The sequence below is a fragment of the Stenotrophomonas sp. 99219_Sma genome, from assembly GCF_056480785.1.
The window spans coordinates 648524-671215 of record NZ_CM151117.1 but is presented as its reverse complement, the minus strand read 5'-3'; the positions used below and the strand labels follow the sequence as shown (position 1 = coordinate 671215).

23 protein-coding genes and 1 riboswitch are annotated in these 22692 nt (G+C 66.2%); of the genes, 8 read left to right on the top strand and 15 right to left on the bottom strand.

Features of this window, described 5'->3' with window-relative positions; all coding sequences use genetic code 11:
* Positions 1–3: 3 nt before the first annotated feature.
* The gene (locus tag ACZK13_RS02990) at positions 4–2025 is read right to left on the bottom strand and encodes an acyltransferase family protein (protein ID WP_317618061.1); all 2022 of its coding nucleotides are present in this window, start codon (positions 2023–2025) and stop codon (positions 4–6) included.
* Between the two features lie 462 nt (positions 2026–2487).
* On the opposite strand from ACZK13_RS02990, the gene ACZK13_RS02985 reads away from it, so the two are divergent.
* Entirely contained in the window at positions 2488–2898 is a 411-nt protein-coding gene (locus ACZK13_RS02985; RefSeq protein WP_111686873.1) for a hypothetical protein, read from the top strand.
* 21 nt (positions 2899–2919) lie between these two features.
* Here the strand turns inward: ACZK13_RS02985 and ACZK13_RS02980 are convergent, their stop codons facing one another.
* The 3 genes from ACZK13_RS02980 to ACZK13_RS02970 all read right to left on the bottom strand — a co-directional run bounded on the left by ACZK13_RS02980 (position 2920) and on the right by ACZK13_RS02970 (position 7025).
* Positions 2920–3423, bottom strand: a complete 504-nt coding sequence (locus ACZK13_RS02980; RefSeq protein ID WP_111686872.1) for a fimbrial protein — start codon at positions 3421–3423, stop codon at positions 2920–2922.
* A 16-nt stretch (positions 3424–3439) separates the two neighbouring features.
* Positions 3440–5887: a fimbria/pilus outer membrane usher protein gene (locus ACZK13_RS02975; RefSeq protein ID WP_317618060.1), complete on the bottom strand. Its 2448-nt coding sequence runs from the start codon at positions 5885–5887 to the stop codon at positions 3440–3442.
* A 142-nt stretch (positions 5888–6029) separates the two neighbouring features.
* On the bottom strand, positions 6030–7025 hold the full coding sequence (locus tag ACZK13_RS02970) for a fimbrial protein (protein WP_253144662.1): 996 nt from the start codon (positions 7023–7025) through the stop codon (positions 6030–6032).
* Between the two features lie 242 nt (positions 7026–7267).
* On the opposite strand from ACZK13_RS02970, the gene ACZK13_RS02965 reads away from it, so the two are divergent.
* From ACZK13_RS02965 to ACZK13_RS02955, 3 genes are read left to right on the top strand one after another with little or no spacing between them, the layout of a single operon-like run.
* The gene (locus ACZK13_RS02965) at positions 7268–7783 is read left to right on the top strand and encodes a fimbrial protein (RefSeq protein WP_253144660.1); all 516 of its coding nucleotides are present in this window, start codon (positions 7268–7270) and stop codon (positions 7781–7783) included.
* Positions 7784–7842: 59 nt separating this feature from the next.
* Positions 7843–8565: a fimbrial biogenesis chaperone gene (locus ACZK13_RS02960; protein WP_253144656.1), complete on the top strand. Its 723-nt coding sequence runs from the start codon at positions 7843–7845 to the stop codon at positions 8563–8565.
* A gap of 49 nt (positions 8566–8614) precedes the next feature.
* On the top strand, positions 8615–8986 hold the full coding sequence (locus tag ACZK13_RS02955; protein ID WP_253144653.1) for a DUF805 domain-containing protein: 372 nt from the start codon (positions 8615–8617) through the stop codon (positions 8984–8986).
* A 347-nt stretch (positions 8987–9333) separates the two neighbouring features.
* On the opposite strand, the gene thiL is transcribed toward ACZK13_RS02955, so the two are convergent.
* The 5 genes from thiL to ACZK13_RS02930 all read right to left on the bottom strand — a co-directional run bounded on the left by thiL (position 9334) and on the right by ACZK13_RS02930 (position 13277).
* Positions 9334–10296, bottom strand: coding sequence for a thiamine-phosphate kinase (gene thiL / locus ACZK13_RS02950; protein WP_253144650.1), 963 nt, complete (start codon positions 10294–10296; stop codon positions 9334–9336).
* 120 nt (positions 10297–10416) lie between these two features.
* Complete coding sequence (gene nusB, locus ACZK13_RS02945) at positions 10417–10896, bottom strand: transcription antitermination factor NusB (protein ID WP_005408062.1); 480 nt, start codon at positions 10894–10896, stop codon at positions 10417–10419.
* Complete coding sequence (gene ribH / locus ACZK13_RS02940) at positions 10893–11360, bottom strand: 6,7-dimethyl-8-ribityllumazine synthase (protein WP_253144647.1); 468 nt, start codon at positions 11358–11360, stop codon at positions 10893–10895. Before ribH ends, nusB begins: the two co-directional genes overlap by 4 nt.
* A 193-nt stretch (positions 11361–11553) precedes the next feature.
* The gene (gene ribB, locus ACZK13_RS02935) at positions 11554–12654 is read right to left on the bottom strand and encodes a 3,4-dihydroxy-2-butanone-4-phosphate synthase (RefSeq protein ID WP_125894905.1); all 1101 of its coding nucleotides are present in this window, start codon (positions 12652–12654) and stop codon (positions 11554–11556) included.
* On the bottom strand, positions 12651–13277 hold the full coding sequence (locus tag ACZK13_RS02930; RefSeq protein WP_253143436.1) for a riboflavin synthase: 627 nt from the start codon (positions 13275–13277) through the stop codon (positions 12651–12653). The genes ribB and ACZK13_RS02930 overlap by 4 nt, the downstream gene beginning before the upstream one ends.
* Before the next feature lie 74 nt (positions 13278–13351).
* Positions 13352–13497, bottom strand: a riboswitch (FMN riboswitch).
* Between the two features lie 187 nt (positions 13498–13684).
* Between ACZK13_RS02930 and ACZK13_RS02925 the strand changes: the two genes are divergently transcribed.
* The 3 genes from ACZK13_RS02925 (at position 13685) to ACZK13_RS02915 (ending at position 15872) form a co-directional block, all read left to right on the top strand.
* The gene (locus tag ACZK13_RS02925) at positions 13685–14305 is read left to right on the top strand and encodes a hypothetical protein (protein WP_032128042.1); all 621 of its coding nucleotides are present in this window, start codon (positions 13685–13687) and stop codon (positions 14303–14305) included.
* Between the two features lie 152 nt (positions 14306–14457).
* Positions 14458–15342 carry a hypothetical protein gene (locus ACZK13_RS02920; protein WP_121504865.1) on the top strand — a complete coding sequence of 295 codons (885 nt, stop codon included), beginning with the start codon at positions 14458–14460 and terminating at the stop codon, positions 15340–15342.
* A gap of 95 nt (positions 15343–15437) precedes the next feature.
* Complete coding sequence (locus tag ACZK13_RS02915) at positions 15438–15872, top strand: hypothetical protein (protein WP_478482252.1); 435 nt, start codon at positions 15438–15440, stop codon at positions 15870–15872.
* Positions 15873–15907: 35 nt separating this feature from the next.
* On the opposite strand, the gene ribD is transcribed toward ACZK13_RS02915, so the two are convergent.
* The 6 genes from ribD to ACZK13_RS02885 all read right to left on the bottom strand — a co-directional run bounded on the left by ribD (position 15908) and on the right by ACZK13_RS02885 (position 20684).
* On the bottom strand, positions 15908–16993 hold the full coding sequence (ribD, locus tag ACZK13_RS02910) for a bifunctional diaminohydroxyphosphoribosylaminopyrimidine deaminase/5-amino-6-(5-phosphoribosylamino)uracil reductase RibD (protein ID WP_253143434.1): 1086 nt from the start codon (positions 16991–16993) through the stop codon (positions 15908–15910).
* Between the two features lie 136 nt (positions 16994–17129).
* On the bottom strand, positions 17130–17651 hold the full coding sequence (gene nrdR, locus ACZK13_RS02905; protein ID WP_004143350.1) for a transcriptional regulator NrdR: 522 nt from the start codon (positions 17649–17651) through the stop codon (positions 17130–17132).
* Positions 17652–17809: 158 nt separating this feature from the next.
* Positions 17810–18259, bottom strand: coding sequence for a hypothetical protein (locus ACZK13_RS02900; RefSeq protein WP_125894913.1), 450 nt, complete (start codon positions 18257–18259; stop codon positions 17810–17812).
* A gap of 27 nt (positions 18260–18286) precedes the next feature.
* Positions 18287–18706 carry a hypothetical protein gene (locus ACZK13_RS02895; RefSeq protein WP_253143433.1) on the bottom strand — a complete coding sequence of 140 codons (420 nt, stop codon included), beginning with the start codon at positions 18704–18706 and terminating at the stop codon, positions 18287–18289.
* 66 nt (positions 18707–18772) lie between these two features.
* Entirely contained in the window at positions 18773–20026 is a 1254-nt protein-coding gene (glyA, locus tag ACZK13_RS02890; RefSeq protein WP_010481990.1) for a serine hydroxymethyltransferase, read from the bottom strand.
* A 184-nt stretch (positions 20027–20210) separates the two neighbouring features.
* Complete coding sequence (locus tag ACZK13_RS02885) at positions 20211–20684, bottom strand: RcnB family protein (RefSeq protein WP_049424990.1); 474 nt, start codon at positions 20682–20684, stop codon at positions 20211–20213.
* A 253-nt stretch (positions 20685–20937) separates the two neighbouring features.
* On the opposite strand from ACZK13_RS02885, the gene ettA reads away from it, so the two are divergent.
* Positions 20938–22602 (top strand): energy-dependent translational throttle protein EttA, encoded by a 1665-nt coding sequence (gene ettA, locus ACZK13_RS02880; protein WP_005412220.1) that lies wholly within the window; start codon positions 20938–20940, stop codon positions 22600–22602.
* The last annotated feature ends 90 nt before the right edge of the window (positions 22603–22692 follow it).

The window sequence follows — 22692 nt, the reverse complement described above, 5'->3', positions numbered from 1 at the left end:
GCGCTACCGGGGCGCGCTGCCTACGCTGTCGATAAGGGTCTGGCGGAAGCTGGGCAACAGCACGCGATTACCGTGCCCGCTCAGATGGTCATTGTCGAAGAACAGGGGTTCACCGTCTTCCACCGCCGAACAGGTGTCTGGCCCGCACAGCAACGGCAGCGGGTCCCACACCGTCAGCGATGGATAGCGTGCTGCCAGCTCGGCCAGCAGCGCCATCTGCGGTGCGCGCAGCCTGTCCAGGTCAGCGCGCGGCATGCTCAGACCTCCCGCGCATGCCGGGTTGTGGCGGTTGAACCAGTCCGAACAGCGGTACGCACCGGCCTTGAACAGCGGTAGCGGTGCGTCGATCACCACGTGTACGCCCAGCGTCTGCAAACGCCCAAGAACATGATCAGCCTCATCGCGCGCGGCCTGCGCATCGGTCGGGGTACGCTCGGCAAGCAATTGACGATAGACCTGCTGCGCATCCTGCTGTTGCCAGTCGAATCCGCGCAGCTCCGGCATGCGCAATGCCGCAAGCAGCACGATGTCACCAGGACGTGCCTCGCTCTCGATGGTCGACAGCGCGTCCTCAATGAAGTCCTGGCAGTCGACCGGGCTGGCCCGCAGCAGATTGACGAAGCTGCAGCCGCCGCGATCCTGCTGGTGCACCTCCATGCCGGTCTGCCGCGCGACCATGCTGGTCATGGTGCGATACGCCGCCGCGTGCGAATCGCCAGCCACGAACAGGCGCCGCCCTTCAAGCGCCGGCGCACTCACCGGCTCCAGCGGGCGCCAGGCCGGGTAGCGGCGCGCCTGCCATGCATAGCTGTTGCGGGTGACGCTCAGCGAGACCTGCTCGTGGTACTCCACGGCGGCCCAGGCACCCGCACCACAGAGCGCCACCAGCGGCAGCGCCATCGCCAGCACCTTGGCCGGCGCCAGGCGCAGTAGTGGTGCCGCATTCCGCAGTGGACGCTCGATGAAGTGATACGACACGGCGGAGACCGCCAGCAGCAGCACCGGATACAGCCACAGCGCGACGCCATGCAGGCCATACGTCCAGCGCAGCAGCACCAGCAGTGGCCAATGCCACAGGTACAGCGAATAGGACAGCCGGCCCAGGTAGGCCAACGGTGCGCAGCCCAGCGCGCGCGCAATGCGCGATGTACCCGGTGCCGACACGCTCGCCAACAGCATCAACGTACCGGCCACGGTGGCCAGCACGCCCGGAACCGGCATCGCCAGCTGCGGTGCGGTCACCACGCCTGCACCCAGCAGCACCAGACCGATCACTGCAACCGCATCACCGTTCTTGCCCGGCGTGCGCGCATGCATCCACTGGTAGAGCAGCGCGCCCGCGGCCAGCTCCCAGAACCGCGCAGGCAGCAGATAGAACGCTGCCGCCGGTGCCGTCTGCGCCTGCCAGCCTGCCCATGCCATGGACAGCAGGGTGAGCACCGGCAGCAACCAGCGCGACCACGGCCAGTGCTCACGCCCGCGCAGCCACACGAAGAACAGCAACGGGAAGACCAGATAGAACTGCTCTTCCACGCCCAGCGTCCATGTATGCAGGAACGGATTGAGTTCAGCACCGGGTGAGAAATAGTCGTCCTGCTGGCCGGCCAGCACGATGTTGCTGAAGCCGACCAGCGCGGCCCAACCGGTCTGGTCGAACTGCTCATTGCGCCACGCGCGGGGGATGAACAGTGCCGACAGCACGAAGGTCGCCATCAGCATCACCAGCAGCGCCGGCAACAGGCGCAGCACGCGGCGCCGGTAGAAGTCGAGCAGCATCGCGCCCAGCGACGCGTGGGTGCGCAAGGCCAGCGACTGGCTGATCACGAAGCCGGACACCACGAAGAACAGGTCTACCCCGGTGAAGCCCCCGGGCAGCCACGTCGCGTTGGTGTGGAAGACGACGACGGCCAGCACCGCCAATGCGCGCAGGCCATCGATGGCCGCATTGTGGGAACGTTCGGGAGGGAACATGCAGGCAACGGGTGGAGAACGATCCGACAGCATCACCACCGCTGCCGCAGTCATTCAATGGACGATCGCGACAGGCAAGGACATCGTTCAGGTCCGGTCATAGCCCGACGCAGTTGCAGAGTCGAGCATGGCTCGACTCTGCAGGGAATGTCGCATTCGGCAGGCAACTCCCTGTGCCGCCTGCCAGCGACGAAATTCCTACGCTTTCGAACTTTCCAACAATTCTCATTGGCAGCATTGGCGCTTCATGCAAATCATGTAGCGCCACCGATAACGGGTGGCACGGGCTTCCAATCCCGTTAGTAGTGTCTGTTCGTTACGCTTGCCTGCCGGCGTCGCTCATTCCTTGTGGGTGACGTCGGCAGGCATTCTGCCCGCGCATCCATGGCGGGCGGTGCGTGGGGGCCTCGTGCCCGCCGGCTTTTGCAGACGCTACCCGGTATTGGAACCACGCACCGTCCGCCACCCTTGCTGTTAAGCAGGGTGGCCCCTTGCCGCTTGCACAAGGACGCCGCCATGACCACTTCTCCCTATCCGCACCTGTTCGCCACCCTGGGCGATGCCGCCACGCGCCTGCCCGATGACCTGGCACGCACACTGGAAGACACCTTCGTTGCGCTGCAGACCGGCAACAGCGCTGGCGCCATCACACTGCAGGCCTGCCTGCAGCACATCCGCCAGGGTGACGCGGCCGATGGCCAACCGTGGCCCGGCAACACCCGTACGCCCGGGCAGCCCTTGGCATTGGCGAGCATCGACCGCGCCAATGCGGGGCTGATTTTCCTGCTGGAACTTCTGCACGCCACCGAACGTGTGCGCGTGGACGGTGAAATGGATCAGGAGCTGGGCGATGGTGCGCGCGAGGGCCTGCTGCTGGCCTGCCGTGGGCTGGCCGAGTATGTGGATGTGCAGTTGCGGGCGGCGTGACAGCCCGCAACTGCAACCCGCTCAATCGTAGAGCGCGGTAACCGTAATGGCCGTCTGAATCGCGCCCGCGTTGACGCCACTGGTCGAGGGCAGGTAATAGCCCGCGCGCAGCGTGTAGCTGGCAGTGGCGCCGGTCACGGGCACTTCAATGCCGGTGTCACCCTTTTTCAGATAGACGTTGCCCGTGGCGCCGGCCAACAGGGCGACCGAAACGCCTCGTGCCGGATCAGTGCTGGCGGTGTTCTTCCAGCGCTGCGCATCACCATCGGCTGCGGTGCCGTCGAAGGACAGCGTGGCTTTGGCAACGCCGATGCAGCCCGTGAAGTTCAACGTACTTTGCTTCAGCAGGTTGTCACCCACCTTCAGCTCATCGGCCTTTACGTTGTCCAGCGTGATGGCCGGTGCCGTCAACGTACAGGTGCCGGGCAGAACGCGGCCGGAAATGGTGAGCGTGGCGGCCGCTGCACTGCCGATGGGCAATGCCAGTGCCAGAAGGGTGAATGAGGGGAACATCAAGCGTTTCATCGGGTACTCCAGAAGGTCAATGGATGGATGGGCCGGCGCCAGCCAGCTCGGGTGAGACAGCGAAGGGCTGGCAGGTGGCGTGGGCCCAGGACAGGCCATAGGCATCGGGCGCGTCAGGCAGTTGATAGGCCAGGCGGCAGCGTTGCGGCCCGTCCGGGTCAACGATCAGCGCGCCTTCGGGCTGCGCGCCACGCAACTGGATGACACCGCCCTGCCCCACCGCGCCTGCGGGCGTGCCGTCCTCGCGCTGCACACGTGCCGCAAATGGCAAGGGCTGGCCCAATGCATCGGTGGCATCGATGAACAAGGTGCGCTCGCGGCGTACTTCGAACGGTACGCGCACGACGCCACCGGCGGTGGGTGCAACACGTTGCGAGGTCTGCAGCATTTCCACCTCCAGCGGCAGGCCCGAAGGATCCAGATCAATGCGGTTCCAGCGGTAGGGGCTGACGTGCGGCAACAATGCGTAACCATTGCGTGCCACACGGATATCCACACCCGTACCCACCTGTGCGCCCTCTGCGCCCGGTGCATGCACCAGCGCGAAGCCCTCGCCTGCCGGCGGCCCCATATTCAGGCCGCCTGCGTGTACCACCAACGCGCCGGAAGCACTCAGGGTCTGGCTGCTGTGCCCGGTCGCGCGGCTGTAGGCGGCGTTGACGTTGGCGTAGCGCCCCTGGTAATCCAGATAGGCACTGCTGCTGTTGCCACCCTCGCCTTGAGTGCTGGATACCGAGTAGTTCATCGCGCGCCGCTCGCCCAGGTAGCCGCTCACCCCCGCCTGCACCTGCTGCCCAGCACTGGCGTGACTGATCTGGGTGCTCGCCCTCGGCGCATTCTCGCTACGGCCCAGCGGCATTGCGAAGGTGAAGGTATAGCGTGTGTCAGGGCGGCCATTGCCCAGCCGGTAGCGGAACACCGAAATTCCGTAGTTCGCGCGCCCCACGGTGCTGCTGAAGCCGAACTGGAAATCGGTCTGGCGCTGCGCGGTATCCCAGAAAGCCACGTGTCCGCCATTGAGGAACAGCTGGCTTGCCGACCCCAGGCGCTGGGAGAGATTGGCCTGGTAGCGCTGTCGCGCGCGGCCGGCGTAGCCCCAGTCGTCGGACGCAGCATGGGCCACGTCGTTCAGGGTAAGAAATCCGCGCGTACTGTAGCGGTACGCGGCCAGACCCACGTTGGTTCCAGTACTGGCCACGTAGCGCTGGTAGTTCAGCCGCAGGCTGTTGCCGGCAACGCTGGGGCGTCCGGGCAGCTCCGCCTGCGAGTGGGTGATGTCGATGCCGACGGCCCCCACTGGCGTGTTCACGGCGGCACCGGCAATCGCAGCGCGATAGCCCTGCGCGACTTGAACACCCCCCAACGCGGTGAGGTGATTGCTGAGACCGCGCGCGTAGGTCCCCTCGGCGAAACGGAGATGGGCCAGACGGCCTCCGGCGTCGCGCAGCGTTCCCGCGCTCGCGCTGAACCTGGACGTACCTGCGCGCAATGCCTGTGGCACGGCGGAAAAGCTCACGTTGAACCGCTGGCTGCGCCCGTCCGCCTCGGTAACCACCACTTCCAGATCGCCACCGGAGTTGGTCGGGTACAGATCGTCGATGACGAACGGCCCGGGCGCAACGCTGACTTCATGGATGACGATGCCGTTCTGGCGGATGCTGACCACCGCGTTGCCCTCGGCGATGCCGCGCACGGCCGGTGCATAGCCACGCAGCGAGTCGGGCAGCATGCGTTCGTCGGTGTACAAACGAGCCCCCATGAACGGGACACTGTCGAACAGCTCGCCACCAGTATTGCCCTCGCCCAGCAACAGCTGGCTGTTCAAGGCCGGCAGGTCGCGCTGCAGATGGCTGCTGATGGTTCGATAGCGGGAGCCTTGGCTGCTGTGATTGAACGAAGCGCGATGGCGCAGGCGCCAGTCGCCCATGTTGAAGCCGGCACTCACCCCTACGTAGCTGCTGTCGCGATGGGTGCTACGGTAGTGGTTGGCGGTGTAGTTGATGAATCCTGCCGTGATTCCGGAGTCACGGTGTTCAGCCGGCACATGGCCACGCGCACGCCGTGCCTGCATCGCCTGCGGAACGGTCAGCTGCAACTGCAGTGCACTGTCGTCGAAGGTTGCGGTGGCCCCCTCGATGGCGGTTGGCAGATCGATACAGCCGACGCCGGCCACCTGTGCATGGAGGCCCTGCCGGTGATCCTCGCGCAGTTGCAGTGCATCCAGCAGGTCTGCAGGCAGGCACGGGCGCGCATGGGCTTCGCCCTCTGACGCCTTGAACGTGATGTCGCGGGTCTGGTGGAACTGTCCATTGATCCACACATCCACCCGGTGCTCGCCTTCCTCGACCGGATTGCCCTGCGCGTAGCGGCGCATATCGATCGACTGCCCGCCGATCAGGAATCCTTCGCTGAACTCGACGGCCGGTGCGGCAGCGGCTGCAAGCGGAAGCGAGATGGAGAGCACCCCTGCAATCGCGCATGGCAAGTGGGAGAGGGTGAGTGCGCGGGAACGCGCGCAGGAGCGAACGGCGGTCATGACAGGGGACGCATGAAGGCGCGCAGCGAGATGCGGCGCGATGACAGGAAAAGGAAGGCGTGCGCAGGCATCAGTAGTAGTCCGCCAGCAGCGAGACCTCGCCGAGGATGCTCCCGGTGCGAAGCTCCGCAGGCGTGCGCAGATAGCGGGCGCTGAACGGCACGGACATGACCGTGCCGGTGGTCGTGCCGTAGCTCCAGGGCTGCTGCATGCGCACCGGCGTACCGTCCTGCAGGACCTGCAGCGCCACGCCGGTTGTGGTGCTGCCCGGCGCGGGCGCCAGGACATCGCCGGTGTTGGCCACGTCGTGCACATCGCTCATTTCCAGCACCAGAGAGCGACCGCTGGCGCCACAGTTGACCGCGACGTTGAAGGACTTCTCGCCTGCACTCTGCTGCTGATCCAGCGTGCGGGCATCGATCGGGTCCAGTGTTACGGACTGGGGAGTGACTGCGCAGGTCTGGGCCTTGAAGCGCACCCCGATATTCAGATGGTGGCGTCCCACGTTGCCCGACTGCATCGTTGCCGTCGATCCGACCGAACGCTTGGGCGTAGCGATCATCTGGCCACCCCGCGAATAGACATCCACCCAGACCAGAACCTCTCCCTCGCGCCCGCTGCCCATGCGGTCCAAGGGCTCACCCCTGCCGTCGCGCAGGGAGTAGCCTCCTGCCTGACCCTCTTCAATGGGACAGTCATCTCCCGGGGGGCATTCGATGTATGACAGCGACTCGAAGCGGAACATCAGCAATGCGGATTCCGGCCCCATCGCGTACGCCGCTGTCATCGTCAAATTTGCTTCGTTGTAGACGTCGCCGATATAGGACAGGCCCAGCAGACTGGGCACGATGGTGCCGTACGTCTCACCTGCGGAGTCGCAGACGAACTTCAGGCTTCCCTGCACCGAGGCCAGTGGGCGGTGAAGGTCGGGCACGAAAGCAACGTCGAACTCGTGATCGATGAACGTATCTCCGCCCAGGAGACGGCAAGCGGCCTGAGCGTCGAATGCGGCACATGACAGGAGCAGTGCGGGAAGCGCCAGCGGTCGTGGCAGATGGAATTTCATGCGGAACTCCTGCAGGGCGCCGCATCAATTGCGCATGCGCCGCTAGGGGTTGAAGGGCTTTCAAGGGCATGCACGATAGTTCGCCCCCTCCTCCCGCCCCATACAACAAGTTGTATTCGCCGCTAAGAGGAAACCGTTTACAACAAATTGCATGGTGATGCGGCTGTACGACATCGACACTGCGCATCGTTCGGTGGCCCTCGGCTGCCGGCGCCTCCCATTCCGCAACGAGAACAACGTCGATGTCGATCAAACTGAACCTGCTGGCGCTGTCTGCGCTGGCGATCATGGCCGCGCCTGCGGCCCACGCCGAGCAGCTGGAAATCACCGGCGAACTGATGACCTCCACCTGCAGCGTCGGCTCCGCCGGTGGCACCATCACCGTGCCGATGGGCAAGGTGGACCTGGCGTCGGTCAATGCCGGTACCCGTGCCGGCCAGAAGAATTTCAGCATTGCCCTGGACTGCACCGGCTCGGGTGCGGCGCAGGAAGTCGGCGTGCGCTTCGGTGGCACGCCTGACGGCAGCACCGGCAATCTGGCTCTGACTGCTGCCTCGGGCGCGAGCAATGTGGGCGTGGCGCTGTATGACGCAGCGGGCGACCACCAGAAGATCGGTGATGACCCGACCCAGTGGGTGACCATCGCCGCCGGTGGCAGTGGCCAGCTGGATTACAGCGCGTGGTACGCCTCGCCGGGCCAGAACGCGACGGCTGGCACCGCCAACGCGTCCGGCGACTTCGTGGTGCTCTACAAGTAAACGGTATCCGGCGTACGCGCGCACGGATGCGCGCGTGCACCTCCTGCATGAGGTATTCCATGAAACTCCGACCATCGTTGTGGTTGCCGGCCCTGCTGGCCATCGTGCTTGTGCTGCCGGCGCAGGCCGCGGTCACCTTGCAAGGCACGCGCATCGTGCACGACGCCAGCAAGGGCCGCGATGTCACGGTCAAGGCCAGCAATGTGGGTGAGCGGCCCGCGATGACGCAGGTCTGGATCGACGCCGGCGACAGCCATGCGCGGCCGGAGAATGTGCGCACGCCGTTCCGGCTGACCCCGTCCGAGCCGCGCTTGTTGCAGGCCAAGCAGGGGCAGGCCTACCGGATCACCTATGCGCCGCGGCCCTCGGAGCCGCCGCTGCCGACCGATCGCGAGTCGGTGTTCTACTTCAACCTGCTGGATATTCCGCCCAAGCCCGCCAATGCCGGCGACAAGAACCTGCTGCAGTTCGCGGTGCGCACGCGGGTGAAGCTGTTCCATCGCCCCGCGGGCCTGCCGGGCCAGGCGCGCGATGCGCCGGGCCAGTTGCAGTGGCGCATGGCGGCAGGGGCGTTGCAGGTGAGCAATCCCACGGCTTATCACGTGACGCTGGCTTCGTTGACCTTGCCCGATGGCAGCCGGGTACCGGCGGACATGATCGCGCCCGGTGCACAGGTGCGGCTGCCGCTGCCAGCCGGCGCATCGGCGCCGGCCAGCCTGACCTTCCAGTGGCTGGACGACTACGGCACCACGCGCGATGCCCAGGCAAAGGTCGTTCACTGATTGACGCCAGGCAATGGCTGGGCGCTACTTGATGAGAGAAACACGCAACATGAAGAAGATGATGATTCCGCTTACCCGCTATGCGCAGTTCAGCGGGCGTGCCGGCCGCAGTGAGTACTGGTGGTTCCAGTTGTTCATCGTGATCGTTTCGATCCCGCTGTACGTGCTGGGCTTCTATGCCGGTTACAGCGGTTCGCAGGGTCTGGCCCTGGCATCAACCGGCCTGAGCGTGGTGATGTGGCTGGTGTTCGCCTTGCCGTGCATTGCGGCGACCATTCGCCGCCTGCACGATACCGATCGCTCGGGCTGGTGGTTGTTGCTGGCGTTCGTGCCGTTCGTCAGCCTGGTGCTGCTGGTGTTCCTGGTGCTGCCCAGCACGCCGGGCGACAACCGTTTCGGTGCGCCAGTTCCGCACGTGTAGTCGCCCCGCTTTGGTAGGCGTCGACCTTGGTCGACACGGTGTTGCCACGCGCGGCTGACACATCCGTGCCAACCAAGGTTGGCGCCTACCAGAGCAATGCCGAGGCACCTCCGCTACCGTGGGGGCACGGGCGGCTGACACATTCGTGCCAACCAAGGTTGGCACCTACCAGAGCAACACCGATATGCCTCCGCTACCGTACGGGCACGGGTGGCTGACACCTTCGTGCCAACCAAGGTTGGCACCTACCAGAGCGACACCGATGTGCCTCCGCGACCGTGGGGCACGAGCGGCTGGCACGTTCATGCCAACCAAGGTTGGCACCCACCGGAGCAGTACAGCTGCGGCTACGCGAAGTGCTGGTATCCACCGTCGGCGGCTTCGCCATCCACGTGTACGCCCTGCCCTTCGGCAGTACGACCAATACGGGTGAGCGGCACGTCCAGCGATTCGGCCAGGTAGTGCAGCGCGTCGCGCTGGTCGGCGGCGGCGGTGAAGCACAGTTCGTAGTCGTCGCCACCGCGCAGTGCGCAGTCGCGCGCGCCATCGCGGCCGAGCAGCTCACGCAGCGCGTGGGAGATCGGCAACGAATCGGCATCGACATGTGCGGCCACGTTGCTGCGCGTGGTGATGTGACCTAGATCGGCCAGCAGGCCATCGGACACATCCACCGCCGCGTGTGCGAACGCACGCAGGCGCAGGCCCAGGGTCACACGCGGCGTCGGCCGCAGCAGACGCAGGCGCAGGCTTTCGTAGTCGGCCAGCAGCGTGGCGGTGGCGATGCTCAGCGCAGCTTGCTGCCACAGGCGCAGCGCGCCAGCGGCATCGCCGAGCGTGCCGCTCACCCAGATGTCATCGCCCACCTGCGCGCGGTCGCGACGCAGCGCCTGGCCACGTCCCACCTGGCCCATCGCGGTCACCGACAGCGACAACGGACCACGCGTGGTGTCACCGCCGATCAACGCGATGTCGTGCTGATCGGCCAGGGCGAAAAAGCCATCGGCGAACGCATCGATCCAGTCTTCGGAGGCTTCCGGCAGCGACAACGCCAGCGTGCACCACGCCGGGCGCGCGCCCATCGCGGCCAGGTCCGACAGGTTGACCGCCAGGGTCTTCCAGCCGATGTCGAAGGCCGGGGTTTCCACCGGGAAGTGCACGCCGCTGTTGAGCGTGTCGGCAGTGACCACCAGTTGCTCATTGGCACGCGGCTGCAGCAGCGCAGCGTCGTCGCCGATGCCGAGCAGGATGTCGTCGCGCTCGAGGGTACGGGCGCGGATGCGGTCAATGAGGGCGAATTCGGCCAGGGACATGGGGCGCTCCCGCTGTTGTACGTGCCGCGCAGTGCGCGGTGGGCGGTAGTGCCGGCCGCTGGCCGGCAACCTCAGGATCCCTGCAGCTGCCGGCCAGCGGCCGGCACTACCACAGGTGGGTCAGTGACCCGATTCGACCTTGCGCCATTCCACGGCCGCACGATCCAGCACGCCGTTGACGTAGGTGTGGCCGTGCTCGGAACCGAAGCGCTTGGCCGATTCGATGGCTTCGTTGATCACCACGCGGTACGGCACGTCCAAGCGGTAGCGCAGCTCGTACGCCGCCAGGCGCAGCACCGCGCGTTCGATCGCGTCCACCTCTTCGATGCCACGGTCCAGGTACGGGCCGAGCGCTTCGTCGATGTCGCGGCGGTTGTCGAGCACGCCGTGCAGCAGTGCTTCGAAGTACGCCAGGTCGGCGATTTCGCGGGCCTGCTCGTGGGCGAACTGGGCGATCAGCGACTGCGCGTTGCCGCCGGAGATCTGCCAGGCATAGATGGCCTGCACGGCACGACGGCGCGCGCGCGAGCGCAGCACCGGGTCGACGCCATCGCGGCGGACGGGCTTACCGGAGGGCTTGCCCTGGGTGTTCTTGTTCATGGCAGTTGCTCCAGCAGGTTGACCATTTCCAATGCGGCGAGTGCGACTTCCTCACCCTTGTTGCCATGGCTGCCGCCTGCGCGGGCCTCGGCGTCTTCGGCGCGTTCGACCGCCAGCACGCCGTTCAGTACCGGCACGCCGAAGTCCAGCTGCACGCGCATCAGGCCTTCGGCGCAGCGGTCGGCTACGTGTTCGTAGTGGCGGGTGTCGCCACGGATCACACAGCCAAGGGTGAGGATGGCGGCGTGCTCATGGGCAGCGGCCAGACGCGCGGCGACCAGCGGCAGTTCCCAGGCACCCGGTACGCGGATCACGTCGATGTTGGCTTCGGCAATGCCGTTGCCGGCCAGGCTCTGGCGTGCGCCAGCGACCAGCGTGTCGGTGATGCGGGCATTCCAGCGGCTGGCCAGGATGGCGAAGCGCGCCGTTTCGGGAGTGCGAAGATCGCCTTCGAAGTGGCTCATATGCGGCTTGGGGGACTCGATAAGGGGGTAATTCTAGCGTGGATGGGCCCCGGTCGTGGCCGATGGGGGCCCGGGGCGTGCCGACCAACGGTCGGCACCCACCGGTGGCACGGGGTCGGCACCTGCCGGTAGTGCCGGCCGCTGGCCGGCAATCCCGGGGATGCGGTTGCCGGCCAGCGGCCGGCACTACCCATTACAGGGTGACCGTCTCCACCACTTCCAGGCCGTAGCCTGCCAGGCCGATCTGGCGACGCGGGGTGCCCAGTACGCGCAGCTTGCCCAGGCCCAGGTCGGACAGGATCTGCGCGCCAGCACCATTGCGGCGCCACTGGCTCACGTCCTTGTCCTTGCCCGGCACCACCGGCGCCGGCTGCTGGCGCAGACGCGCCAGCAGGGCCTCACCGTCGCGCGGAGCCGACAGCACCACCATCACACCGGCGCCTTCGGCATCGATGGCACGCAGGGCATCGGTGGCGGCCACGCCGAAGTCGTCACGGCGCCAGTGCAGCAGGTCGGCCAGCGGGTTTTCCACCTGCACGCGCACCAGGGTCGGCGTTTCGGCATCCGGAGTGCCGCGCACCAGGGCGAAATGCACGTCGTGGGCGATGCGGTCGCGATAGGTGACCAGCTTGAACGGGCCGAATTCGGTATCGATGTCGCGTTCATCGACGCGCTCGACGGTCTTCTCGGTGGCCAGACGGTAGGCGATCAGGTCGGCGATGGAGCCCATCTTCAGACCGTGCTCGCGGGCGAACACTTCCAGTTCCGGGCGGCGTGCCATGCTGCCATCCGGGTTCAGGATCTCCACCAGCACGCCGGCCGGTTCCAGCCCGGCCAGCATGGCCATGTCCACGGCGGCTTCGGTGTGGCCGGCGCGGGTCAGCACGCCGCCCGGCTGGGCGATCAGCGGGAAGATATGGCCCGGCTGGTGCAGGTCCGACGGCTTGGCGTTGGGCTTCACCGCGGTGCGGATGGTATGCGCGCGGTCATGCGCCGAGATGCCGGTGGTGACACCCTCGGCGGCCTCGATGCTGACCGTGAAATTGGTCTGGAACTGCGCGGTATTGGCCTGCACCATCGGCGCCAGGCCGAGATCGGCGGCGCGGGTACGGTTCAGCGGCAGGCACACCAGGCCACGGCCATGGGTGACCATGAAATTGATGTCGCTGGCCTTGACCAGCTCGGCGGCCATGATCAGGTCGCCTTCGTTCTCGCGGTCTTCGTCATCGACGATGACGACCATGCGGCCCAGGCGGATGTCTTCCAGGATCTCCGGAATCGGGGCGAAATTCATGCTGCATCTCCATGCGGGTGCTGACCGTTGGCCGGCACACTGATCAGGCGCTCCACGTATCGGGCCACCAGGTCGATTTCAAGGTTGACCGCACTGCCCACGCCCGCGGCGGAGAAGGCGGTGTTGGCCACCGTGTGCGGGATCAGGGCGACTTCGAAGCCCTCATCATCCACTTCGTTGACGGTGAGGCTGACGCCGTCCACGCAGATCGAGCCCTTCTTGGCGATGTAGCGGCGCAGCGCGGCCGGCGCGGCGAAACGCCAACGCTGGGCACGCGCGTCTTCGTGGATGGACAGCACCTGGCCGAGGCCGTCGACGTGGCCGCTGACCAGATGGCCGCCAAGGCGGTCGGTCGGGCGCATGGCGCGCTCCAGGTTGATGACCGCCCCTTCGCCCAACTGGCCCAGCGTGGTCAGGCCCAGGGTCTCGGTGGACGCATCGGCCTGGAAGCTGCTGGCGTCGAATGCGATGACGGTGAGACAGACGCCGTTGATGGCGATGCTCTCGCCCATCTGCACGTTGTCGAACGGCAGATTCCCGACGTTGAAGGTAAAGCGGACATCGCCGCCGATGGATTCGCGTGCGGCCAGACGGCCGACGCCTTCGATGATTCCAGTAAACAAGTAACGTTCTCCGCGAAAAGTGAGCGAAAAACGCCGCAAGGCAAACAGGCGCACGCAGGGCATGAGCCCTGTGGCACCGTCTTCTTTCATCCGGACTATGACCGTCGGCTCCGGCATTGGACCGGATCTGCTGACCCCCGGCCGTGGGCCGGGGCGCTCGCGGGCTCGTGCTTGCGCACCTACCGCCGGTGGGGAATTGCACCCCGCCCTGAAGACGTTTGTGTACCGGCGAACCGGCGTGGCTAGTGTACCAGCCCGTGCTGAACGGGGTCGGATGCCACAGCTGTGACGGCCGTCGCTCGCAATTTGTAAAACTTTCATTAAAATTCTGCCCCGGACGACATGAGGTCGCCACGGGCAGCCCGCTGGGCAGGCCCGCCAAAGGACTGAAATTCACAGGAATTCCCATGCGCAAGATGCTGATCGTGGCCGCCCTGCTGGCCGCCGCCCCGCTCTCGGCTTCGGCCGACGCCCTGAGCTACACCTACGTTGAAGGCGGTTGGACGCAGGTCAAGGTTGACGACAACGCACTGGACGACCCGAAGGTCGACGGCGGCTACCTGCGTGGCTCCGTGGCCATCGCCGAACAGGTCTACGTGTTTGGTGGCTGGTCGCGCACCAGCAAGACCTATCACTACAGCGACGGTTCGCTGAAGGTTGAACTGAATCAGCCGGAGCTGGGCATCGGCTACCACATGCCGTGGACCGACCGCGTCGACTTCACCGCCGACATCGCCTGGGTGCGCCAGAACGCTGAGCTGACCGATCGTTATGACGGCTACAGCGACCGCTACAAGGACCATACCAACCTGGCCCGCGCCACCATGGGCATCCGCGGCAAGCCGTCGCGCATGACCGAAGCCTGGGCCAAGGCCGGTTACATGGACGGCGGCAACAACTACAAGGGCACCTGGGTCGGCACCATCGGTGGCCAGATCAACTTCACCAGGACCTGGGGTCTGGTGGGCGAGATCTCCGGCTACCGCGACGTCACCCAGTACTCGGCCGGCGTCCGCGCCAGCTTCTGATCCAACGATCGCTCCTCGTCGTGCGATCGAACGGGCCCCGCAAGGGGCCCGTTTTTTTGGCCGGCATACACGACCTCGTGACCCCATCGCGCCATCGAAAGTCCACGCAGATGCGCTAGGCTTGCGCGCCTCTGGAACAGGAAAACACCGTCATGAAGACCCCCACCCGTACTCTGCTGGCCAGCATGCTGTTGTGCGCCCCGCTGATCGCCACGGCCGCCCCGGCCACGCTGTCGCCCGAACAGGCGTTCGACCTGTATGCACGCACCCTGCTGGAAGACGACGCGACCGCCACGCGCGCGCTCAACGACGCACTGAAACCGGCATTCGAAGGCCAGGACGCTGTAACCCCGAATCCGGGTGCGCTGGCCAAGGCATTGGCCGAACCCTGGCAGACCGTACTGGCCAGCACCGGCGCCAAGGTCGACGCTGCGGCCACCGAAGCGCTGTATGCCAAGGCGCTGCGTGATTCGAAGTGCCGCGCCACCAAGAGCGTGATCGAAGACAACGAATACGTTGAAGACCAGAAGCTGGCGCGGATCACCTACAGCTGCCAGCTGCCCGACCTGGGCAAGGTGCGCCCGCTGTTCGCCGCCAGCCTCGCATCCGATGCCAGCCCGGCCTCGCGCAAGCAGTTCACCGATGCCTACACCCAGGCGCTGCAGAGTGGCGCGCGCGTGCCGGTCAGCGGCACCTTCACCCTGTACCCGGCCAAGGACAACGGCTACTGGTACAGCGGCAATTTCGATGACCTGGTGGGCACCGTGGCCGGTGCGCTGGCACCGTTCGAGGACTGGATGCAGGACGCGCAGGCGGCCAACGCGCCGAAGGTGACCGGCGTACCGGGCTGCGACCTGTTGCTGCAGCAGCATCGTGCCTGCGTGGCGAAGGTCGCACCGGACCAGATCAGCGGCGTGGACGCCATGGCCGAGGAGCTGAAGGCCAAGGCACAGGTGCAGTCGGCCGATGAGATGACGCAGGAGTGCAAGGCACTGCGCCCGATCGCCGAGATGATGTGGACCGACGAGTGCGCGTGAGCCGCGTGTAGAGCCGAGCCCACGCTCGGCTCATTGTCGCCGACGACGAGGGCGGCCGCACTTTCAGAACCGTTGCATGGCCCTGCGTGGCCTGCATGGTCAATGCTGTTGCCCTCTTCCATCGGGGCAACCGCATGAAACACCGCACGACGTCGACCATGGTCATGTTGCTGACGCTGCTGGCGCTTGTGGCGTGCGGGCAAGCCAAAGTACCCAAGTCCAGGATTACGACCTTCTCGGTCATCCCAGCGGTTGCCTTCGAGTCAACCCTGCTGAGCGACAGGCAGCTGGATGCGTGGATGAGCGAAGACGACGACTGTCACGCGTTCCTGATGTACCACGATCAGTGTGCAGTGCTGGTATTGCCGCATGAGTACGACGACGGGTTTACCCGTCACCAGTTGCGATTGAAGGCGAAGAACCTGCCGGGCGAGGCACTGGGCGCGTACTGCCGCAACCTGCATGCGCTGTGGAAGCAGCAATGGAAGGGCCAGTGCCCGGTCGGCGAAGAAGACGACGAAGATGCCTGACGACAAAGGCGTAGCCCATGCTCTGCGTCATTCCCTCACGGGCGCAGCAGCAGCCTGATGTCCCCGCCGACCTGACGCTGGTCAACCACACGCAGGCGACGCTGCTGGTCCATGGCATCGATGCCGAGACCGGCCAGCAGCGGGCGGCCGTTGTCGCCCAGCAGCGTAGGCGCCTGATACAGCAGTAGTTCGTCTACCCAGTCACCGCGCAGCAAGGCACCGGCCAGCGTCGCGCCGGCCTCGGTATGCACCTCGTTGATGCCGCGCTCGGCCAGCACTGCCAACACCGCGCCAAGATCGAGACGGCCGTCAACACTGGGCACGCTGGCGAATTCTGCGTCGGCCGCATCCGGTGCACTCACTGCAGCATCGTGCAGGTACAGCGTCGGTGCCCCGCCCTCGCGCACGCGGCTGCATTTGAGCGAACGCAGGCGCGAATCGAGCACCACGCGCAGTGGCGGCATCACTTCGGTGTCCGCCAGGCGCACGGTCAGCATCGGGTCGTCGGCCAGCACGGTATCGGCGCCGGTCAGGATCGCGCCGGCGCGTGCCCGCCAGTGCTGCACGTCTTCGCGCGCGGCCGGCCCGGTGATCCACTTGGAGCTGCCATCGGCCATCGCGGTACGGCCATCGAGGCTGGCGGCCAGCTTCACCCGCAACCACGGTCGGTTGCGCTCCACACGCGACAGGAAGCCCTTGTTGAGCTCGCGTGCCTGCGCCGCCATCAGCCCTTCGGCGACCTCGATGCCGGCGTTGCGCAGCAGATCAAAGCCACCGCCATCGACCTTCGGGAACGGATCGCGCATCGCCGCGACTACGCGCGATACGCCCGCTTCGATCAGGGCCAGCGCACACGGCGGCGTACGACCGTAGTGTGCGCAGGGTTCCAGGGTGACATAGGCGGTGGCACCACGTGCCTCGCTGCCGGCCTCGCGCAGCGCGAACACTTCGGCGTGCGGTCCACCGGCGCGCTGGTGCCAGCCCTGCCCGACCACACGTTCGCCATGGGCGATCACGCAGCCGACCATCGGGTTGGGGCGGGTGGTGTAGGCGGCACGCTCGGCCAGACGCAGTGCGTTGGCCATGTGCAGGTGGTCAAGGACGGAGAACGGGGTGGTCATGCGGCCATGGTAACGCCGCCGGTGCCGGTGTAGATCCACGCCATGCGTGGATGGACGCCACTGTGCCAACCAACGGTTGGCACCCACCAGTGGATGTGCCATCGGCGCCAACCAAGGTTGGCATCTACCGGGGCGGTCAGCCCTTCTTCTTCTTGGTCAGGGCGATCACGTCGCCCAGCAGCTGCAGCTGTTCGGTACTGGAGGGCAGATCACGCTCCAGCTTCTCGATCTCCTCGCGGAAATCTGCCACGTCCTCGAAGCTGCGGTAGACCGACGCGAAGCGTACGTAGCCGACATGGTCGAGCTTGCGCAGTTCGTTCATGACGAACTCGCCGACCTTGATCGAGGGCACTTCGCGCTCGCCGCTGATGCGCAGCTGGTGGACCACGGCGCGTACCGCCGCTTCGATCTTGTCTTCGGCCACCGCACGCTTCTGCAGCGCGCGGTCGAAGCCAGCGCGGACCTTGCGCTGGTCGAATGCTTCACGAGTGCCATCGCTCTTGACGATGGCGGGCAGTTTCAACTCCACCGTTTCCATGGTGCTGAAGCGCTCGCCACAGGCTTCGCATTCACGCCGACGACGGATCGTCGCGCCGTCTTCGGAGACGCGCGAGTCGATGACCCGGGTATCGGCATGTTGGCAGAAGGGGCAGTGCATGGAACGCCTGGCTCAGGAAAGTACCTATTGCCACGGTCATGGCAGCGTCGCAAAGGTACCTGAGAAAGGGCCCCGCAGCAAATGCTGTCTGCGCGGAAGTGCCTGCATTTCGGCCGAACAGAGCCGCCAGCGCGGTCAGCGCTGTCAGCGCTGCGCGTTCAACCGGGTGCCGGCGGCGCCGAGGCCGCGCGCGCCCAACGCAGCCACGCCAGATGCCCTGCCATCACCAGCAGCGGCGGGCCGAACCCGAGGAAGGCCAGGGTCGAGATCTCCCCGCGCTTGAAGGTGAAGTACAGCGTGGCGGCGACCACGCCCAGCGCGGCCAGGCTTCCCAGCGCCAGGCCTATCCAGGCGACAACCGGCGATTGGCGCAAGCCGGTAACACCGCGCCACAGGAACAGGCCGCTCAGCCACAACCACGACAGCAGGCCGATGATCCCGGCCGACGACCACAACAGCAGGATCCTGTACTCGTCACCGGTCAGGTACTTGCCATCCCATACGACCATCAGACCCAGCACGGCACCCGTGCCTCCGGCGGCCACCGTTGGCAGGCCCACCAACAGGCCGGCAATGGCCATCCAGCGTTTGTGCAGACGCTCATCCATGCGTTCGGTTTCCTTCCCTGGGCCGCATCATCCGCGGCGTTTGATCCACACCAGCATCGCAGCCGGCACCAGCATCGATGGGCCCAGCAGCAACAAGCCGAGGCCTTCGCCGTGCACGGCGATGCCCCACCACAGCGCCAGCCCCAGCGGCGGCAAGGCGGCGAGACCGCCCGCCAGCAGCATCCACCACCAGAGGCGGTGCACGTGCAGCCCGGCACGCCCCTGCAGCAGAAAACCCGCGCTCAGCCACAACCAGGCCAGGCAGCCGGCAATGCCGGCCAGGCCCCACAGCGGCATCACCGTTACCGAGGCCAGCGTGCCATGACCAAACTGGCCCAGCCCCATCAGCAGCAGCATCGTCGCCGCCGCGCCGCCCATCGCCAGGCTGGGCAGGCCGAACAGCACCGCCAGGACGGTGTAGAGGTACTTGAGGTGGCGCTCATCCATGCGCGGTTACTCCCATACCGGGGTCGGAGCCCTTCCCGGCGGGAAGGGATCCGACCCCTGCTGCGATCAGCCGTAGACCGGGTACTTGCGGCACTGCGCGCTGACGGCGTCGCGCACGCGGGCGATGACGGCGTCATCGTTCGGTGCGTCGAGCACGTCGGCGATCCAGTTGGCCAGGTCCACGCAATCCTGTTCGACGTAACCACGGGTGGTCACCGCCGGGGTGCCCAGGCGCAGGCCCGAGGTCACGAACGGCGAACGCGGATCGTTCGGCACCGAGTTCTTGTTGACGGTGATGTGGGCCTTGCCCAGCGCGGCTTCCGCGTCCTTGCCGGACACGTCCTTGCCGATCATGTCGACCAGCATCAGGTGGTTCTGGGTGCCGCCGGAGACGATCTTGTAGCCGCGCGCGATCAGCGTGTTGGCCATCGCCTGGGCGTTCTTCACCACCTGCTGCTGGTAGGCCTTGAAGCCCGGTTCCAGCGCTTCCTTGAAGGCCACGGCCTTGCCGGCGATGACGTGCATCAGCGGACCGCCCTGGATGCCCGGGAACACGATCGACTGCAGCTTCTTGACCAGGTCTTCGTCGGCGCCCTTGGCGACGATGATGCCGCCGCGCGGGCCGCGCAGGGTCTTGTGGGTGGTCGAGGTGACCACGTGCGCGTGTTCCAGCGGGCTGGGATAGACGCCAGCAGCAACCAGGCCGGCGACGTGGGCCATGTCGACGAACAGGTAGGCACCGACCTTGTCGGCGATGGCGCGGAAGCGCGCCCAGTCGATCACCTGCGAGTAGGCCGAGAAGCCGGCCACGACCATCTTCGGCTTGTGCTCCAGGGCCAGGCGCTCGACTTCGTCGTAATCGATCAGGCCCTGGTCGTTCACACCGTACTGCACGGCGTTGAACAGCTTGCCCGAGGCATTGACCTTGGCACCGTGGGTGAGGTGGCCGCCGTGGGCCAGGCTCATGCCGAGGATGGTGTCACCCGGCTGCAGCAGAGCGAAGTACACGGCCTGGTTGGCCTGCGAGCCGCTGTGCGGCTGCACGTTGGCGTAGTCGGCGCCGAACAGCTGCTTCAGGCGATCGATCGCCAGCTGCTCGGCGATGTCCACGTATTCGCAACCACCGTAGTAGCGCTTGCCCGGGTAGCCTTCGGCGTACTTGTTGGTCAGCTGGCTGCCCTGCGCTTCCATCACCGCCGGGCTGGTGTAGTTCTCGCTGGCGATCAGCTCGACGTGGTCTTCCTGGCGCTGGGTTTCAGCGGCGATGGCCTTGGCCAGTTCGGGATCGTAGGATTCGATGCGGACGTCACGCGGGAACATCGGGTACTCCAGCAGGCAGGGAAAAGGGGTACGGCTCAGCCCCCGATTGTAGCTCCGCACCGGGCCTGCCGGGGCCGAAACGGACGGGGCCGGCATCCCCGAAGGAATCCGGCCCCGTATGGTTTCGAGTGCGCTGTACCGGCGTACCGGTAGATCCACGCCATGCGTGGAGGTGGCTGCGGACTCAGCGGCTGCTGAGCACGTACTGGGCGATCACACCGGTGGCGATGGCCACCAGCAGCATGTTGCCGCGGTCATCGCGGATCCAGTGGTGGCCATACGGCGGGCGACGCAGGTGATAGCGCGGGTAGTCGTTCACCACATAGACCGGGCCACGGTAGTAGTCGCGGTAGCGATGGCCGACCTTCCAGCCGTAGCCCGGGCCATAGGCCGGGCGGTACACCACACGCGGCGGTGCCGGGCGGTAGTAGCGGTCATGGTCGCGGTGCCACTCGCGGCGATCCTGGCGGTAGTCGCGCCGGGCCTCGCGGCGGTCGCGCTCCCAGTCACGGCGATCCTGGCGCCACTCGCGGCGGTCCTCGCGCCACTCGCGGCGATCATGGTCGCGGCGGTGGTCGTTGTCGGCGAAGGCCGGGGCCACGGCGCCGAGCGCCAGCACAGAGGCCACGGCGCCGGCCATTACTCGATTGATGCGCATGTCAGACCTCTGCTCGGGTGGGTGGTGAACCCATATTGCGCACCCGATCTGAACCGTTTCCGGCTGGAAACGCTTCCCGCTACAGGACTGTGACCGGGTATTCAGGCCGCGGCCAGCCCGGCGCCCCTGCCCGGGCGCGGCCCGGAACCGGTTCCGGCTATAATTGGCGGTATTCCATTTCAGTCTGTGCCCGCTGCCGCAACGGGATGTTCCCGTGACGGGTCGGGCGCAGGGCCGCGCCTACGGAGACCGCATGTCCTCGCAATACATCTACACCATGAACCGCGTGTCCAAGGTGGTCCCGCCCAAGCGGCAGATCATCAAGGACATCTCGCTGTCCTTCTTCCCGGGCGCGAAGATCGGCCTGCTGGGCCTGAACGGCGCCGGCAAGTCCACCGTGCTGAAGATCATGGCCGGCGTGGACACCGATTTCGAGGGCGAAGCCCGCCCGCAGCCGGGCATCAAGGTCGGCTACCTGGCGCAGGAACCGGAACTGGACCCGACCAAGACCGTGCGTGAAGCGGTCGAGGAAGGCGTGGGCGAAGTGCTGCAGGCCCAGGCCGCGCTGGACGCGGTGTACCTGGCCTACGCCGAGGAAGGCGCCGACTTCGACGCGCTGGCCAAGGAACAGGAGCGCCTGGAGGCGATCCTGGCCGCTGGCGACGCGCACACCCTGGAGAACCAGCTGGACGTGGCCGCCGATGCGCTGCGCCTGCCGCCGTGGGATGCCGTGGTCGGCAAGCTGTCCGGTGGTGAAAAGCGCCGCGTGGCGCTGTGCCGCCTGCTGCTGCAGAAGCCGGACATGCTGCTGCTCGACGAACCGACCAACCACCTCGACGCCGAGTCGGTGGAATGGCTGGAACAGTTCCTGGCGCGCTACACCGGCACTGTGGTGGCGGTCACCCACGATCGCTACTTCCTGGACAACGCCGCCGAGTGGATCCTGGAACTGGACCGCGGCCGCGGCATTCCGTGGAAGGGCAACTACACCGACTGGCTGACCCAGAAGGATGAGCGCCTGAAGCAGGAAGACAACCAGGAAAAGGCTCGCCAGAAGGCGATCCAGAAGGAACTGGAGTGGTCGCGCCAGAACGCCAAGGGCGGCCGCACCAAGGGCAAGGCCCGTCTGGCCCGCCTGGAAGAGCTGCAGTCGGTCGATTACCAGAAGCGCAACGAGACCAATGAAATCTTCATCCCGCCGGGCGAGCGCCTGGGCAATGCGGTGATGGAGTTCAAGAACGTCTCCAAGAAGTTCGGCGACCGCCTGCTGTTCGACAACCTGAGCTTCCTGGTGCCGGCCGGCGCCATCGTCGGCATCATCGGCCCGAACGGTGCCGGTAAGTCGACCCTGTTCAAGATGATCACCGGCCAGGAAAAGCCGGATACCGGCGAGATCGTGGTCGGCCCGACCGTGAAGCTGTCCTACGTGGACCAGAGCCGCGACGCGCTGGAAGGCAACCACAACGTCTTCCAGGAAATCGCTGGCGGCCTGGACATCCTCAACATCAACGGCATCGAGATCCAGTCGCGCGCCTACATCGGCCGCTTCAACTTCAAGGGCCAGGACCAGCAGAAGATGGTCGGTTCGCTGTCCGGTGGTGAACGTGGCCGCCTGCACATGGCCAAGACCCTGCTGCAGGGTGGCAACGTGCTGCTGCTCGACGAACCGTCCAACGATCTGGACATCGAAACCCTGCGTGCGCTGGAAGATGCGCTGCTGGAGTTCCCGGGCAACACCTTCGTCATTTCGCATGACCGCTGGTTCCTGGATCGCATCGCGACCCACATCCTGGCGTTCGAAGGCGACTCGCACGTGGAGTTCTTCCAGGGCAACTACCGCGAGTACGAAGAAGACAAGCGCCGCCGCATGGGCGACGACGCCGCGCCGAAGCGCCTGCGCTTCAAGGCGCTGAAGTAAGGCAACAGGAAAGGCCGCGCTCGCGCGGCCTTTCTCCTTTTGGTAGGTCGCCACCGTTGGTGGTGACGCTGTGAAGCGTACCGACCAACG